Origin of the sequence: Devosia sp., from assembly GCF_017307565.1 — a bacterium.
Lineage (GTDB): Bacteria > Pseudomonadota > Alphaproteobacteria > Rhizobiales > Devosiaceae > Devosia.
Map to the genome: position 1 here is coordinate 1 of NZ_JAFKHD010000399.1, position 15,328 is coordinate 15,328.

Consider the following 15,328-nt stretch of genomic DNA (forward strand, 5'->3'; position numbering starts at 1 on the left):
GTGAGAGCCGCGCCCTTGTTGCCGCGCTCTTCCTTGACCACCTGCACCAGCATCACCTGGCGGCGCTTGATCACTTCCTGAATTTTGTACTGGTGGCGACGCTGCTGGCTGCGCTGGCGACGTTCCGGCACTTCTTCAAGCGCGTCCGCCCCGCCGATCGACTCGACGGGTTCAGTATTGGCAGGAGCCTGTTCGATATGGCTCTCTTCCTCGGTTTCCTGAGGATCGGCTTCCGGATCGTTTTCGGCCACGCCTTCAGGCACCGAAACGGTTTCTTCCGTCTCGTCGTGGTGCTCTTCTTCGTGTTCCTCTTCAGCGAGCAGCGCTTCGCGGTCCGCTACCGGGATCTGGTAGTAATCCGGGTGGATTTCGCTGAAGGCGAGGAACCCGTGGCGATTGCCGCCATATTCGACGAAGGCCGCCTGCAACGACGGCTCAACGCGCGTCACCTTGGCGAGGTAGATATTCCCCCGCAGCTGGCGGCGGGTCGCCGATTCAAAGTCGAATTCTTCCAGCCGATTACCGGCTGTAACGACAATCCGTGTTTCTTCCGGGTGGATGGCATCCACCAGCATTCTCTTGGTTGCCATAGTTTACTCCGCGCACCCGCGCGCCAAAAGAAGGCAGCCGGCGAACCGGTAAACCTGGTTCGGCGCGTTGCGGGGCGAATGTGTTGAAAAAAATCGGGCGCGAACCTCTCACGTTCTGCGCACCGGCAAACTCGGTCATGGCCGGGAGAAAGGGCGAAGCAAAACGGCAATCGGCTGTGTCGATCGCGTCGCGCTTTGTCCGCCTGCGGGCCATATGACCTCTTCCTATTGGATGGCTGACCTCGAAGGCCCGCCATCGTCCGATCCCTGAACAGGGACCGAAATTCACTATCGAAGGCGCCGAAAATCGCCGCTTTCAATCCGGGCAAGTGCTTGTGTGGCACTCTGGCCGGTCGGGGTCCGCAGCGGCGCGAAGAGGAAAATCGACCTCTCGCTGGCGCTCGCGAAACTCCTGCGCCTTCATATAAGCGTGTAGAAGCGTTGCGCCAGATTGGCAACAGGAAAGTCTAAATGCGAGGATTGTCGTGCTTTTTGCACGGTGTCGTTCTTTGCGCCCTGTTGCAAATCATCGCATAAGCCGAAAATGCCGCAGAATCGCCCGATGGGCATGCGACACGCTTTCGACACGCATGGGGCACGGTCCGCTTTGAATTTTCACGCTATCCGATCACTTGTCCTCGGGCTGCTTGCGCTCGTGGCTGCCGCCGTCCCGCTCCTTGCCCAAGAACCTCATCCGACGCCTATCGGCCTTCCCAACGTCATCGATGTGCGCGTCACTGTCGGCGAAGATCGCGCTCGCCTCGTCATCGATCTCGCCTCGAAGACCGAATTCTCCTTCGTTTCCCTCGACGATCCCAATCGTCTCGCCATCGACGTGCGCGCCGGCACTTTCTCCGTACCCGAGCCCAGCGGTGCGCCCTCCGAAACCTCGCTCATCTCGTCCTACCTCGTTGAACAGGCCGCCTCCGATCGTGTCCGCACCACGCTGACCCTCGCTGCGCCAGTGCAGGTGCAACAGGCCTATGTGCTTGACCCCTTCGAGGGGCAGCCAGCCCGCCTCGTCGTCGATATCATCCCCGCAGACCAAGCGACCTTCGCCGCCAATGTCGAGCGCGACCGCGCCGCGTCGGCTACCGTCGCTGAAACCTCGGCAGAATCGACCCCGGCCGGTGGCTCCGAACTGCCGCTCGGCACGCGGCCGCTCGTCGTCATCGATCCGGGTCATGGCGGCATCGACAGCGGTGCCGAGGCGGCCAATGGCGTGCGCGAAAAGGACATTGTCCTGGCTTTTTCCTTGCGCCTCCAGGCGCTTCTCATCCAGTCCGGTCGCTTCGACGTTGCTCTCACGCGCGAAGACGATACCTATCTCCGCCTCGAAGAGCGCGTCGCTCTCGCGCGCGGCAATAAGGCCGACATCTTCATCTCGATCCACGCGGACAGCTTTCAACAACCCGAAATTCGCGGCGCCAGCGTCTATACGCGCGACGAGAACGCCACGGACGTGCTCGACAAGGTGCTTGCCGACTCCGAAAACAAGTCCGATGTCATCGCCGGTTTCGCCATGCCGCAGATGGCGCCGGAAGTGGTGGACATCCTCCTCGATCTGATGCGCCGCGAAATGCGCAAACAGTCCTTCGTTGCCGCCCAAGCCATCGTTCACCAGCTCGAGCCCAGCGTCGCTCTGCGTCGCTTCCCTGTACGCCAGGCCGATTTCTTCGTGCTGCAGGCCCTGGACGTGCCATCCGTTCTCATCGAGCTCGGGTTCCTGTCCAATCTCGACGATATTTCGAACCTGACCCAGACCGACTGGCAGAACCGCACTGCCGAGGCCATTGCGCGAGGCATTTCCACCTATTTTGACAGTGTCGAGGCAGACCCGTGAGCAAAGTGATTAAGCGCTCGCGCTCGCTCTGCTATTCTGAAAATGCCGTCATGAATCGGGGCAGGGCGGACCGCCCCCTCATGGCGTGGAGTATCTGATCGCATGTTTCGTCTACTCGGCTGGCTATTCGGTTTCGGCATGTTCGTGGCGCTCGGCGGCGTCGCCGTTGCCGCCGTGTACCTCGCTGCCGTCTCCGCGCAATTGCCCGACTACACCGTCCTCAAGGACTATCAGCCGCCCGTAACCACGCGCGTTCATGCCGCAGATGGGACGCTTCTGGCCGAGTATGCGCGCGAACGCCGCCTGTTCCAGCCGATCGAAACCGTGCCGCCGTTACTCGTCAACGCCTTCCTTTCGGCGGAAGACAAGGATTTTTACAACCACAACGGCATCGCCATCGACGGTATCGCGCGCGCCCTGCGCGACAACTTTCTTGCCCGCATGGATGGCAACAGCTCCATTCAGGGCGGCGGTTCGAGCATCACTCAGCAGGTCGCCAAGAACTTCCTGCTGACCTCGGAACAGACCTGGGATCGAAAGATCCAGGAAGCGATCCTCGCCATCCGCATCGAGTCGACGTTCTCCAAGGACAAGATCCTCGAGCTCTACCTCAACGAGATTTTTCTGGGCCTCAATTCCTATGGCGTCGCCGCCGCGGCCCTGAACTATTTCGACAAGGCGCTCTATCAGCTGACCTTGCCTGAGGCCGCCTATATCGCCGCGCTACCTAAAGGCCCGAACAACTATCACCCGTTCCGCCGCCCGCAGGCCGCCATCGAACGCCGCAACTGGGTCATCGACCGCATGGTCGAGAACGGCTACGTGACCTCTGAAGAAGCGGCTACCGCCAAGCAGGCGCCGCTCAACGTCATTCCGCGAGCCTCGGGCAGCCAGGTCTATGCCGCCGAATACTTCACCGAAGACGTGCGCCGCGAACTCGCCAAGCTCTATGGCGAAGATCAGCTCTACGGCGGCGGCCTCTCCGTCCGCACGACGCTCGAACCGCGTCTTCAGGAATATGCCCGCCGCGCCCTCATGGACGGCCTGATTTCCTATGATCACACCCGCGGTTTCCGTGGTCCCGTCGCTAGCATCGAGCTCGGTGACGATTGGGGTCTGGACGTTGCCAAGATCAAGCCGCTGAGCGACGTGCCGGAATGGCAGCTCGCGGTCGTGCTCGATGTGGGTGGCAATCAGGCCCGTATCGGGCTGCGCCCTGAAAACGACGTCGACGGCGCAATCCGGGCGGAACGTGTCGTGGGCACGCTGTCTGGCCCCGAAATCCGCTGGGTCTCCAAGCCGGTGCAGGATATCGTCAAGGTCGGCGACGTGGTGTACGTCTCCCCGGTTTCCGGCAAGGAAGGCATCTACACCCTGGAACAGGTGCCCGAGGTCGAAGGCTCGCTTGTCGCCATGGACCCGCGCACGGGCCGCGTCCTCGCCATGGTCGGCGGTTTCTCCTTTGCGGAGTCCGAGTTCAACCGCGCTACCCAAGCGCTTCGCCAGCCCGGCTCGTCTTTCAAGCCCATCGTTTACGCCGCGGCGCTCGACAATGGCTACACCCCGGCCTCGGTTGTCCTCGACGCGCCGGTTGAAATTCGTAATGGCGATGGCTCCATCTGGCGCCCAGAAAACTACGCCCAGGAATTCTACGGTCCCCAGACCCTGCGGCGCGGCATCGAGCGCAGCCGAAATGTCATGACCGTGCGTCTGGCGCGCGATATCGGCATGCCGCTGATTGCCGAATATGCCCGCATGTTCGGTATCTATGACGACATGCAGCCGGTTCTCGCCATGTCGCTGGGCGCCGGCGAAACCACCAATATGCGCATGACCGCGGCTTATGCGACCATCGCCAATGGTGGCCGCAAGATCGTGCCGACCCTGATTGACCGCATTCAGGACCGCTACGGGACCACCGTCTATCGCCACGACGAACGCGTCTGCGATGGCTGCGCCGCAACCGACTGGCACGGGCAAGGGGAGCCCCGCATCATCGACAATCGGGCCCAGGTGCTCGATCCGATGACCGCTTACCAGATTACCTCGATGATGGAAGGCGTCGTCCAGCGTGGCACCGGTACTGCCGCCCGCGCACTCAATCGTCCCGTAGCCGGCAAGACCGGCACCACGAACGACTACAAGGACGCCTGGTTCGTCGGTTTCACTCCTGACCTCGCCGTCGGCATATATGTCGGCTACGACCGCCCACGCTCCATGGGCTCGGCCTCGACCGGCGGCGGCATGTCCGTACCGATCTTCACCAACTTCATGGCCAAGGCCATGGCCGGCAAGCCGCCAACCCCATTCAACGTGCCCTCGGGCATGACCACTGCCTGGATTAATCCCAGCACCGGCGTGCAGGCCTATGAAGGCGAATCCGGCATCCGGGAAGCTTTCAAGCCAGGCACCGGCCCGAACCTCATGACCTCAGTGATTGGTGTCGACGTTCAGGGCTACGATGCGGCCGCACGGCAGATGCAGATGCAGCAGCAATATGGGGGCGCTGTCGTCACCCAGCGGGGCGGCAATGGTCAGTACCTCGACCCCAACCTGGGCGCACCGCAAAGCCTCAGTGGCAACTAGCCGCTTCGGCGGGGACGGGTGGCGGCCCAGTCCCCGCGTCGTGATTTGCGCCAGGGGCAATCAGCGCCCATCTTGAGGGTATGATGATCAAGCGAGTGACTATCGCCATCCTGCTCGGAGCCTGCGCCATCGTGCCGGCCTTGGCTGCATGCCCGCCGCCGGCTGCCGGCGAAACTGCAGCCGCGATCGCTGCCAATCAGCAGCGGCTTGTGTGCCTGCAGCAGGAAATTTCGCGCAAGAGCGAACAGTATCAGTTCAATGTCCAGATCAATTCGCTCGACCAGACCATCCAGCAAATGCAGATCCAGCGCCGTTTCGACGCCCTGGATTTTCCCAAACCGCCCGCGCCATAGGCACCAGCTGGCACGAAACCACTGATATAGAAGAGATTTGGCTGCAGGAAAGAGTGGTGCCCCCCGCCAGCAACGTATTGTAATTGCTACACATTTCGCGCTGTCTCCCTCTGTCTCTAGCGTTTTGAGCCTTTTCGAGTTTCCTGTTTCGTTCTATATCTGGCCGTCTCTCAAAGATGCCCTCAAGCGCAAGCACAAAGGGGGACTGGCGGGGGGACTGGAAAGCATGGAGCGAAAGGGGGATTGAGTGCGGGCAATGCACCGGCTGAGCGCGAGGGCCGTCACCACTCTTGGGCCCGGCAAGTATGCCGATGGCGCTGGCCTCTGGCTCTACAAGCGGGATGGCGGCGGCGCTCAATGGGTGCTTCGATATACCATCCACAGCCGGCGCCATGAAATGGGCCTTGGTGCCTATCCTGAGGTAAGCCTTAAGGATGTGAGGGTGGCGGCCGATCAATGGCGGGCGCTGGTGCGTGACGGCAAAGACCCGATCAAGGAGCGCGATCGAGCGCGCCGCGCCGCCGAGCGCGACATTCATTTGCTCAAGGACATTGCTCTCGATGCCTTCGAAAGCCGCAAGGCCGAACTTAAAGGCGATGGGGTAGCGGGGCGTTGGTTCACCCCGCTCGAACTGCATGTGCTGCCGAAGCTCGGGAAGATGCCGGTGGCGGAAATCGACCAAAAGGATATTCGCGACACCCTCGCGCCCATTTGGCACACGAAGGCCGATACAGCCAAGAAGGCCATGAACCGTCTGGGCATTTGTCTAAAGCATGCCGCGGCCCTCGGGCTCGATGTGGACTTGCAGGCGACCGACAAGGCGCGGGCTCTCTTGGGCAAGCAGCGGCATACCGTCGAGAATATCCCCGCCATGCACTGGGAGAACGTGCCCGCCTTCTACGCCAGCCTGTCCGATGGCAGTGTGACGCACCTGGCGCTGCGGCTCATGATCCTGACCGTCTCGCGCTCTAAGCCGCTGCGCTTCATCCACGAGGGCCAGATCGAGGGCGATGTCTGGACCATCCCCGGCGAAGCGATGAAGGGGCTGAAGGACAAGACGCCGGATTTCCGAATCCCGCTATCGGGCGAGGCGCTGGCAGTGATCGAGCAGGCCCGCAAGCACATGCGTGACGGCTATCTATTCGCCGGCCAACGCAGGGGCGTCATCAGCGATATGACGATGAGCAAGTACATGGAGCGGGCAGGGATGGCCGAGCGCCCCCATGGCTTCCGCTCCAGCATGCGAGACTGGATGGCTGAAACCACCTCGACGCCTCATGACATTGCCGAAACCATCCTCAGCCATACTGTAGGCAATCGGGTAGAGCGGTCTTATCGACGGACTGATTTCATAGACCAGAGGCGGGCAGTGATGGAGGCGTGGGCGGCGTGGGTGACGAGCAAGCTGCACCCTTAGCAGGGGTGTGCCTTCGGCTATTGATCATCCACCATGTCCGCCCAGCTTTCATCCGGATCGCCAAAGTTCTCGGTATAAAAAGCTCGGATATGGTCGACTATTGCGGATTGCGCGCTCTCCGGATCCGCGAAGTGGGTTCGGCCGAGCGCCAGGGTCTTCAGTGCCTTTTCTGGAACGCCTCGACTGAACTGCATAATCGCGGTGTGAAGCAAGTGCCTGGGCAGCTTGTCCAGTAAGCCTCTCTCTAGCTCGCGCTTGAGGTCGGTAGTGGTCACTCCCTCGGCATTTACTCTGCGCCAGCGAGCGAAACGCCTGCCAAAATCCTCCATCATCTGGAGATCTGGATGGGTAGTGCCAGCTCGCGATTGATCGAGCTCAAGCCCAGATGCCACCCGTTCACTTAGGACGTCTAGCGCCTCGATCAGCGTCTTGCGATATGGCATTCCCCCAGTGGTGCTGGCGAGTTCTATGGCCTTATGCACATTGTCCAGCAGCTCCTCGACAGTTGGCTGCTGCGGAAACGCCGTCAACAGCGCTGCGACGATTTCGGCATTCATGGATCGCGAATTTCGTTCGGCCGACGCCTTGATGCGATCTCGCAACCCGTCAGGCATCCGCAGAACATACTTGTCTTGTGGCTGCACTGGCTCCTTCGCCATTGCTGACCCCCGTTTCTCATAATCCACAGATAGAGGCTAAAAGCCATCATTACACGCTTGACGCAATAGAGGCTATTAGCCATGGTGGATATATGGCTAATAGCCATGGTTAAGGAGCGATTGATGCAGCGAGAAGCTGAAAAGTACATCGTCCGCTTCCCAGATGGGATGCGAGACCGCCTTCGCCAGCAGGCGAAAGCCAATCGACGGTCAATGAATTCTGAGATCGTCCATCACCTCGACCGCGCACTAGCGGCTGAAAATGAAAATGGCCCGGCAGCGACTGCAATCGCTCCGAGCCTGAACACGACCAACCCCTGACAGGATTAGATCAATGAACTCGAAAGAGAATAGCACCACCGGATCCGGTGGGGCAAGGATTTCGCTCAACCTGATTGATGCCATCGACCTTCTGGCCGAAGCGCGGCAGGTCAACCAAGCCGCCTTTATGGCCTGCGCCAGCATCCATAATCGCCAGCACCAAGAAGCCCTTCAGCAAGTCCTTTCGCTCTGTGGCGAGACGCTGCGCAACGTGTCGGAAAACCTCGACGCCCTCCGGGCAGAAGCTAGGGAAGGCGGTGCAGCATGAGAGATTACCCTTTCGGCAGCCGCCATCCCATCGACATGATGAACGCCGCTCGCGGTCAGATCTTCATCATCGGCGCCCTGACAAATGAAGTCGAACGGTGCAGCGAAAACCGCTTCAAGGGCGGGAGCCAGGAGGAAGCTGCCTACCTGATCCTAGAAGCGAACGCGAAAGTCGTCGCCTTGCTCGAAGAAATGGAACGGGCCATCGATTTCCTTCGGGTTGCAGATGACGAGAGGACGGCAGCATGAAGCGTCGTTCCTTTATTCAGGCCATCCCGTTTGTCGGGCTGGGCACTGCCGTTCCGATGGCAGCAGAGGCGGCGCCCGAGGCGCCTAACGCTAAGGTCCGTAGGCTTCAGCGCGAGCTCTCCGATGCACTGGCTGAACTGATCACAGTTCCCGTAGCACCGGCAGATTATGTTTCCATCGTCTTCCCGACCGGCACGACGAAATACACTCGCACTTTGATTGAGCGTGACGTGTACGAGTCGACGCACGAGCGCGAGCTGGAGCGGTCCATCGCCATCGAGAACTGGCGCGCAAAGGACATTGTTCTCCAGGCTTCGCTCAAGCCCTTTGATCGGACGCGCTGGGAATTTGCCAGCCTGGACGAGAACGAAGCACGCAACGCGATGCTGCGGACGTTCAGGGGAGAGCACCATGCAGCCTGACGCCCTCCTGAAAGCCCGCGAGGTTCAGGCCATGCTCGGCATCTGCCACGCCTCGCTCTACCGCCGCATAGCCGAAGGCATGCTGCCCAAGCCGGTAAAGCTCGGCAGGTCGTCTCGCTGGGTGCTGTCCGATGTTCTCGCTGCCGTCGAAGCGGCAAAGGGGGCGTCCAATGTTTGATGACGACGAAATCAAAGCCGAGGCCAATCGCCTCCGTCAGTCTGGATGGCTCAACTCCGACCGGAACCTCACCGAGCAGGAAAAGGCGCTCAAGAAGCTCCGCACCCAGCGAGTACCGAAAAAGCGGGCGCCTGGCTTCGGACCTATGACCGGCGATGTGAAAACGGCCGCGATCTGGGTGGCCTCGAATATCGATCAGGTAAGCCGTCCCTTGCGCTCCACCATCTCCGCACAGTTCGGCATGTCCTATGACGATGCGGGCCGGGTGGTTGCCGAGGCGGGACGCCTGCTGGGGAGGGAGCTATGAGGTTGATCCGCGTCTACTGGAACGTCGCTCGGGTCTATCGCGCCAAGTGGTACCGCCGACAGGCCGAAAAGCTCATGGACAAAGTCGAGGCCTACCTGGATAGCGTCGAGGGGCTGTGATGCATGGTGAAGTCCAAAGCCAAAGAGAAGGAGCCGCGCCATGTGCGGCTCTATCACTGGCTACTCGATACCGAGGCTTGGCTAGATCTAGGGCCGGTGCCGCAGGCGGTCTATGTCCGGTTGGTGAAGCGCTATGGTGGGCCGGGGAGCAATAACGGCATGATCCCTTGCTCCCTTCTGGATCTGGCCCAGGAATGCCGCATCAGCAAGCAGACGGCCATGCGTGCGCTCGATGCCTTGCAGGATCACGGCTTCATTGTCCGTACTACGGTCGGCGCCTTCAACATGAAACATCGTCACGCCACCGAATGGCTCCTAACCGAGTTCAAAGATGACCGGCCAGGCAAGGGGCTTTCGCTCCCTTCCAAGGATTTTGCTCGGTGGCGAAAATCAGAACACGGTTCCACCTCGAAACCTGAACGGGTTTCCACACGGAACCGAGCGGGTTTCCAGATGGAACAGTCACCAAAAGTAACTATGGCCTACGGTTCCACCTCGAAACCCGTAGGCGAAAACGACGGTTCCACCTCGAAACCACTATTAGTCTACCAGGGGGAGGGGCCTTCCACGCCCGCCGGAACAGCGCAGGACGCGACGGAGGAAGCGCCCCCCCAACAAGGGGCGCGCCCGCCGGAGGAGCGGACCAGCGGCGGCCCGAGCACAAATGCTCTCGGCAAGCCGGTGGTCACTTCCTCGCTTATGGAAACCAGGGTTATGCGCGACCTCGCGCGACCTCGGCCAAACCGGGAATTACCCGGTTCGGGATTTGTCTCCGAATCCCTCAAGGCGAAATATTCGAGCGAGGTGCAGAAATGAACCTCACTCGCCAAGCCGACTGGCGCCGTCGCCACCCTGGGAAGTATGCGGCTCACCTGGCAGTGCAGAAGGCCCTCAAGAGCGGGGCGTTGATCAAGACGCCATGCGAGGTCTGCGGTGAGCCCAAGGTCGATGCCCATCACGACGATTACCGATTTCCGCTGGCGGTGAGGTTTCTTTGCCGCCGGCACCATGTTCGACTTCACAAGCGAGGCCAGCAATGACGAAGCTCACTCCTGAAACCTTCGATGCCCTCACACGCATGCCCGCGCGTGAGGGTCGGATTATCTGGACGCTTCCCGCCATCGCCGGGCGGATCGGGGTGGGGGTGGACTTCGTTCGAGATACTCTGGCAAAACAGCCCGGCTCCCCCGTTAAAGAGATCGGCGGGCGCTATTATGCCTTTGATGATGAGTTGATAGCATTCCTAAGGCGTAGGCCGTCTGTCGCGGCTGAAAATGACGAATGAGGCGTGGCCTAAATACTCTTCGATTTTGGGCGTCAGATGCCCCGCTCTGGGCGCTAGGCTAATTTTCAGCCCAGTCCTTGCGATCAGATCATTTTGCCAGTCCTCACCCTTGAAATGCATGAAGGTATGAACGGCGTGCTCATTTGTGCCCACCTGATGAACAGCCAAGTCGACATCGCTATCTTCTCGATGAGTACCCTTTGCTCGACTGCCGTATAAAACTACCTCGTCAATTAGGTCCTCGGCCTCTGCCCAATCCCGTATGATCTCGATTTGCTTTTCTGACAGCCCCAAACTGCGCAACGCACCCTCCCAACCTTTTCCACTAACAAACCATGAATTGCCATGTCTGACCATTAAAGGCCCAGAGGCCGCAAGGGGCATATTCTCCCCATGCGCTTCGGCCCCTATGTCATCTTCGAAAAGAAATCCATCGAGCACGTAGAGCTCGAGGATTTGGTGTCTCGCGGCCCCACGGCTGCAGGTGTCCATGTCAACATCGAAACCGCGCTCAATGCGCCCGCCGTCGCCGCCGCGATCCGCACCATTTCTGAGGCCGCTGCCTGCCTCGATGTGCACGTGGTCAAGATCGCCGCCGATGGCACCGAAACCCGCGTTCCCGGCCATCCTGTAAAAAAACTGCTCTCTGGGCAGGCCAATGACTGGACCAGTTCATTCGAGCTGATCCGTTCCCTTGTGGTCGATGCCCTGACCCATGACCGTGGCGGGCTCGCGTGGGTGGGCAAGAACAGCGAAGGCAAGCCGGTTGAGATGATCCGGTATCGGCCCGGCTATATCCAGGTCAATTACCCTGACGACAGCCTGCGCCCCGAATATCGCATCGGCGGGCTCATCAAGCCCATCTCCAATATCATTCATCTGAAAGGCGCGTTCGACAAGTCGCCAGTCTCCTTGGCCCGCGAAGCCATTGGCACCGCCATCTCGATGGAGAAACACGCCGGGCGACTGTTCGGCGCTGGTGGCCGTCCATCTGGCGTCCTGACCACTCCCAAGCCAGTTGGCGACGAGGGTGCCAAGAAGATGATTGCGGGATGGAAGCGGGCCTTTGAGGGGCCTGACCGTTCCGGTGGCACCGCCGTCCTATGGGATGGAGCGGATTGGAAAGCCGCGACCATGACAAGCGTGGACAGCCAGTTCCAGCAGCTCCGGCTTTTTGCGCTTCAGGAAATCGCCCGCGCCTTCAATATGCCGGCCAGCATCCTCGGTGACCTGACCCGCGCCACCTGGTCCAACTCTGCCGAGATGCAGCGCCAGTTCCTCGCTCTGTGTCTCGATCCATGGCTCAAGGCGCTGGAAAACGCTCTTGGCCGGGCGCTGTTCACCGACGACGAGCGCGCCACCCACGCCATCCGGTTCGACCGCGACGACTTTACCAATGTGGACCTGACCGCCCGCGCCACTGCCATCAACGGCCTGATTTCGTCCCGCGTCCTGAACCCCAATGAGGGACGCAACTGGCTCGGCATGGGGCCGCGCGACGGCGGCGACGAATACGCCAATCCGAACACCGGCAGCAGCCAGCCGGGAGATGCGTCCAAAACTGGACCGACCCCCGATGTGAACGCTGCTGACAAAACCAAAAATCAGGACGATCCCGATGCAGATGAGTGACGTGCTCAACAATGCCGTGGACCAGGACCGCGGCGCCGATCTCGAATTGATCGCGCCATGGGATGGCAGCAAGACCGGCATGGTGCTGACCATCGTCGGCCCCGACAGCGACACAGCCCGCCGCGCCGATCTGGCCATGATGGATGCACTCAGCGACATGGCCGATGACCGGGGCATGGTCACCGCCGAGCAGCGCCAGAAAGCCAGCCTCGATGCGCTGGCCAAGCGCGTAGTGCGGTGGCAGGTCGAGGATGAGGGTAAGCCCGTCCCGTTCGACCACAAAGCCGTAACGACCCTGCTACGGGTTTCATGGGTCCGCGCCCAGGTGGATGCCTTTGCCGGTGATCACCGCAACTTTGCTCCGGTGCGCTGATGGACCGGGTATTTGTCGAAACAAAATTCATATCCGGCGATGACGGTGCGGTGTCCGGGCTGGCATGGCCCTTCGCCTCTGCCGACCGGGTAGGGGACATGATCGAGCCCGGTGCGTTCAAGAGCGCCAAGATGCCGATCCCCATGCTGTTCGGCCACGATCAGAACGACCCTATCGGCACTTGGGACATGGCCACCGAGAAATCGGACGGCCTGCACCTCACCGGCAAGCTGCTGATTGATGATCTGGTCCGCGCCCGCGAAGTCCGCGCCTTGGTCAAGTCAGGAGCGGTTCGCGGCATCTCCATCGGCTTCATCACCAAGAAGGCCATCACCCGCACCGGGGGCGGTCGCACCATCAAGACACTCGAATTGCTGGAGGCGTCCCTTGTGACGCTGCCCATGCATCCCGGCGCCCGGGTCACCAGCGCCAAGTCGGCAACCGAGGCCCTGAACCTCGTCGCTGCCATCAACCGCGCCACGGCGCAGCTCACGAGGTAAACAGTGAAGCATCTCTCCCAGCGCGCCCTTGTTGCCGGCGCCATCGAACTCAAGGGCGACGAAGACGAGCCGATTGCGGTGGTCACCAAGGCCCTGGCCGATCTGACCAAGACCGTCGATGACCGGATCAAGGCCATCGAGGACAAGGCTCCGACTGACACCAAGGCACTTGCCGACCGGCTCGACAAGATCGAGGCCAAGGCAGATCGTCCCAAGACCGCCGCCGATCCGAAGGAGGCTCAGGCAGTCGAGATGAAGGCGCTGGCCGCTGTTCTTCGCACCGGCACCATGGCTGGCGTCGAGGACGCGGGCGGCACCATCGAAGCCAAGTCCGCTGCCTCCAGCGACAATGATGCAGCCGGCGGCTATTTCGTTCTGCCGACCGTCGACCTCACCATCCGCACGCTCATGACCGATCTCTCGGTTCTGCGCAGCCTGGCTGAGGTGGTGACCATCTCGACCGACAAATACGAACGCTTCTACAGCAAGGGCAAGCGCGGCGCGCAGTGGGTTGCCGAACGCGACGCTCGCCCGCAGGACACTGCCCGCCCCGAACTGATCAAGCACAGCTATCCGGTTTCGGAACTTTATGCGGCGCCGGTCGCGACCCGCCATCTGCTTGATGACGCTGCCACCGATATCGCCTCCTGGCTGATCCAGAATGCCACCCATGATTTCGATGAAACCGAGGGCGAAGCGTTCTATCGTGGCGATGGTGTCGAGGGTAAGCCGCGGGGCCTCCTCGACTATGGCACGGCCGTCGAGAAGGACTTCGTTCGCGCCTGGGGCAAGCACCAGTATATCCCGGCTGGCCATGCCACGGCTCCCACCGATGCAAACCTGACCGGATCGCTGATCAAGCTCGTGGCTGCCCTCCGCAAACCCTACAAGGCCAACGCCCGCTGGCTCATGAACAGCAACACCGCTGTGCGCCTCCGTTCGATCGTGGATGGTGTCGGCCGCTACCTCTGGGCACCGACCGGCAACCTGATCGAGGGTGTCGAGCATCCGCTGCTCGGCTACGCCGTCGAGATCGATGAAAACATGCCGGACATTGGCAAGGACGAGCACCCCATCGCCTTCGGTGATTTCCGCCAGGGCTATGTGATCGTTGATCGCCAGGGCGTCCGCATCAACCGCGATGAGCTGACCCAGAAGGGCCGCGTGGTGTTCGACGTCTACAAGCGGGTCGGCGGTGGTGCTGGCGACTTCAACGCCATCAAGTTCCTCAAGATCGTAACGAGCTAAGGAGCCATCATGCGCAAGGGCCTATTCCACAACTTCAAAGCTATCCCTGCCATCGCATCGGGCTCCAAGTCCGATGCTGCTGATGGCATCGAGATCGACCGCAAGGGCTCTCAGGGCATCTTGTTCGCCATCAATGCCGGCGCCGTCACTGGCTCCGGTGATTTCGGCGTTACGGTGCAGGAAAGCGACGAAAGCGGTTCCGGCTATGCCGATGCTGCTGCCGATGACGTGATCAGCGGTGTTCCGGCCACGCTGGCAGCGAACAGCGCCTATCAGGTCGAATATATCGGCAAGAAGCGGTTCGTGCGCCTCGCCATCACCAAGGCCGGCGGCACCTCCATCCAGCTCGGCGCCGTGGCCATCCTCGGCCATCAGCACATTCAGTTGCCCTGATGCCAGTCCGCGCCCCTCGCATCTGCGGCCATTGCGGCAAGACGCACATCACCAGTGCGGAGTGCAGCATCATTGCCGAGCGCAACAGGGCGCGGAGGGCCAAGCACGACGCCAAGCGGCCAAGCCGCCATGAGCGGGGATATGACGCCGAATGGGCCAAGGCCCGCGCCGACTGGCTTGCTGCATATCCCTGCTGTGTTCGGTGCGGAGCCCAAGCCACGGTGGTCGATCATATCGTGTCGATCCGCAAGGCCCCGCATCGCCGCCTCGATCGCACCAATTTCCAATCGCTCTGCGACCACCACCACAACTCATGGAAGCAGGCTCAAGACAGAAGGACAGACCAATGAGCAAGACATTTGCCACGGCCGGTTCCAAGCTCGACATCGGCGCTGCCAAGGCGTTCGAGGGCACGGACTTCCTGGCCACCGACTTCACCACCGGCTCGCCCACATGGACGGGTATCGGCGGCACTACGAACCTCGGCAGTGCCGGCGACACCAGCGAACTGATCACCAGCCAGCACATCGCCGCGGCCCGCACCCGTAAGCTCAAGGGCACGCGCAATGCTGGCTCCATGCAGGTG

The 15,328-nt window shown here is 61.1% G+C and carries 21 protein-coding genes and 2 pseudogenes; 20 read left to right on the plus strand and 3 right to left on the minus strand.

Translation table 11 applies throughout. From position 1 onward, the window contains the following. Nucleotides 1-590 (minus strand): annotated as a pseudogene (locus tag J0I64_RS15790) (S1 RNA-binding domain-containing protein); the annotation flags it as partial. 544 nt (nt 591-1,134) lie between these two features. Here J0I64_RS15790 and J0I64_RS15795 point away from each other — a divergent pair. The 4 genes from J0I64_RS15795 (at nt 1,135) to J0I64_RS15810 (ending at nt 6,789) form a co-directional block, all read left to right on the plus strand. Continuing rightward, nucleotides 1,135-2,433 carry an N-acetylmuramoyl-L-alanine amidase gene (locus tag J0I64_RS15795; protein ID WP_291409952.1) on the plus strand — a complete coding sequence of 433 codons (1,299 nt, stop codon included), beginning with the start codon at nt 1,135-1,137 and terminating at the stop codon, nt 2,431-2,433. Between the two features lie 102 nt (nt 2,434-2,535). After that, on the plus strand, nt 2,536-5,019 hold the full coding sequence (locus J0I64_RS15800; RefSeq protein ID WP_291409954.1) for a penicillin-binding protein 1A: 2,484 nt from the start codon (nt 2,536-2,538) through the stop codon (nt 5,017-5,019). Nucleotides 5,020-5,102: 83 nt separating this feature from the next. Next, nucleotides 5,103-5,372, plus strand: a complete 270-nt coding sequence (locus J0I64_RS15805) for a hypothetical protein (protein ID WP_291409956.1) — start codon at nt 5,103-5,105, stop codon at nt 5,370-5,372. Between the two features lie 247 nt (nt 5,373-5,619). Beyond that, nucleotides 5,620-6,789 carry an integrase arm-type DNA-binding domain-containing protein gene (locus J0I64_RS15810; RefSeq protein ID WP_291409958.1) on the plus strand — a complete coding sequence of 390 codons (1,170 nt, stop codon included), beginning with the start codon at nt 5,620-5,622 and terminating at the stop codon, nt 6,787-6,789. Nucleotides 6,790-6,806: 17 nt separating this feature from the next. Here J0I64_RS15810 and J0I64_RS15815 read toward each other — a convergent pair whose 3' ends face one another. Further along, complete coding sequence (locus J0I64_RS15815) at nt 6,807-7,448, minus strand: Arc family DNA-binding protein (protein ID WP_291409960.1); 642 nt, start codon at nt 7,446-7,448, stop codon at nt 6,807-6,809. Nucleotides 7,449-7,571: 123 nt separating this feature from the next. On the opposite strand from J0I64_RS15815, the gene J0I64_RS15820 reads away from it, so the two are divergent. Genes J0I64_RS15820 through J0I64_RS15865 form a run of 10 tightly spaced genes read left to right on the plus strand, consistent with a single transcriptional unit; the run spans nt 7,572 to nt 10,596 of the window. After that, nucleotides 7,572-7,769 carry an Arc family DNA-binding protein gene (locus tag J0I64_RS15820; protein ID WP_291409962.1) on the plus strand — a complete coding sequence of 66 codons (198 nt, stop codon included), beginning with the start codon at nt 7,572-7,574 and terminating at the stop codon, nt 7,767-7,769. A 13-nt stretch (nt 7,770-7,782) separates the two neighbouring features. After that, complete coding sequence (locus J0I64_RS15825) at nt 7,783-8,037, plus strand: hypothetical protein (protein ID WP_291409963.1); 255 nt, start codon at nt 7,783-7,785, stop codon at nt 8,035-8,037. Beyond that, entirely contained in the window at nt 8,034-8,285 is a 252-nt protein-coding gene (locus J0I64_RS15830; RefSeq protein ID WP_291409964.1) for a hypothetical protein, read from the plus strand. Before J0I64_RS15825 ends, J0I64_RS15830 begins: the two co-directional genes overlap by 4 nt. After that, entirely contained in the window at nt 8,282-8,707 is a 426-nt protein-coding gene (locus J0I64_RS15835; protein WP_291409965.1) for a hypothetical protein, read from the plus strand. The genes J0I64_RS15830 and J0I64_RS15835 overlap by 4 nt, the downstream gene beginning before the upstream one ends. Continuing rightward, on the plus strand, nt 8,697-8,885 hold the full coding sequence (locus J0I64_RS15840) for an AlpA family transcriptional regulator (RefSeq protein WP_291409966.1): 189 nt from the start codon (nt 8,697-8,699) through the stop codon (nt 8,883-8,885). The genes J0I64_RS15835 and J0I64_RS15840 overlap by 11 nt, the downstream gene beginning before the upstream one ends. Continuing rightward, nucleotides 8,878-9,192 (plus strand): hypothetical protein, encoded by a 315-nt coding sequence (locus tag J0I64_RS15845; protein WP_291409967.1) that lies wholly within the window; start codon nt 8,878-8,880, stop codon nt 9,190-9,192. The genes J0I64_RS15840 and J0I64_RS15845 overlap by 8 nt, the downstream gene beginning before the upstream one ends. Further along, a complete protein-coding gene (locus J0I64_RS15850; RefSeq protein WP_291409968.1) occupies nt 9,189-9,311 on the plus strand; it encodes a hypothetical protein in 123 nt (40 codons plus the stop codon). The genes J0I64_RS15845 and J0I64_RS15850 overlap by 4 nt, the downstream gene beginning before the upstream one ends. 3 nt (nt 9,312-9,314) lie before the next feature. Then, nucleotides 9,315-10,127, plus strand: a complete 813-nt coding sequence (locus J0I64_RS15855; protein WP_291409969.1) for a helix-turn-helix domain-containing protein — start codon at nt 9,315-9,317, stop codon at nt 10,125-10,127. Next, complete coding sequence (locus tag J0I64_RS15860) at nt 10,124-10,351, plus strand: hypothetical protein (protein WP_291409970.1); 228 nt, start codon at nt 10,124-10,126, stop codon at nt 10,349-10,351. Before J0I64_RS15855 ends, J0I64_RS15860 begins: the two co-directional genes overlap by 4 nt. Next, nucleotides 10,348-10,596, plus strand: a complete 249-nt coding sequence (locus J0I64_RS15865; RefSeq protein ID WP_291409971.1) for a hypothetical protein — start codon at nt 10,348-10,350, stop codon at nt 10,594-10,596. Before J0I64_RS15860 ends, J0I64_RS15865 begins: the two co-directional genes overlap by 4 nt. Here J0I64_RS15865 and J0I64_RS22660 read toward each other — a convergent pair. Continuing rightward, nucleotides 10,555-11,088, minus strand: coding sequence for a nucleotidyltransferase domain-containing protein (locus J0I64_RS22660; protein ID WP_366933757.1), 534 nt, complete (start codon nt 11,086-11,088; stop codon nt 10,555-10,557). The genes J0I64_RS15865 and J0I64_RS22660 overlap by 42 nt on opposite strands. On the opposite strand from J0I64_RS22660, the gene J0I64_RS15870 reads away from it, so the two are divergent. The 6 genes and pseudogenes from J0I64_RS15870 to J0I64_RS15895 all read left to right on the plus strand — a co-directional run. Next, the gene (locus J0I64_RS15870) at nt 10,990-12,228 is read left to right on the plus strand and encodes a phage portal protein (protein ID WP_291409972.1); all 1,239 of its coding nucleotides are present in this window, start codon (nt 10,990-10,992) and stop codon (nt 12,226-12,228) included. The genes J0I64_RS22660 and J0I64_RS15870 overlap by 99 nt on opposite strands. Beyond that, a complete protein-coding gene (locus J0I64_RS15875; RefSeq protein ID WP_291409973.1) occupies nt 12,215-12,601 on the plus strand; it encodes a hypothetical protein in 387 nt (128 codons plus the stop codon). Before J0I64_RS15870 ends, J0I64_RS15875 begins: the two co-directional genes overlap by 14 nt. Continuing rightward, nucleotides 12,601-13,101 (plus strand): HK97 family phage prohead protease, encoded by a 501-nt coding sequence (locus J0I64_RS15880; protein WP_291409974.1) that lies wholly within the window; start codon nt 12,601-12,603, stop codon nt 13,099-13,101. The genes J0I64_RS15875 and J0I64_RS15880 overlap by 1 nt, the downstream gene beginning before the upstream one ends. Nucleotides 13,102-13,104: 3 nt before the next feature. Next, on the plus strand, nt 13,105-14,349 hold the full coding sequence (locus tag J0I64_RS15885; RefSeq protein ID WP_291409975.1) for a phage major capsid protein: 1,245 nt from the start codon (nt 13,105-13,107) through the stop codon (nt 14,347-14,349). Nucleotides 14,350-14,358: 9 nt separating this feature from the next. Further along, entirely contained in the window at nt 14,359-14,742 is a 384-nt protein-coding gene (locus J0I64_RS15890; protein WP_291409976.1) for a hypothetical protein, read from the plus strand. Nucleotides 14,743-15,088: 346 nt separating this feature from the next. Next, a pseudogene (locus tag J0I64_RS15895) lies at nt 15,089-15,328 on the plus strand (hypothetical protein); the annotation flags it as partial.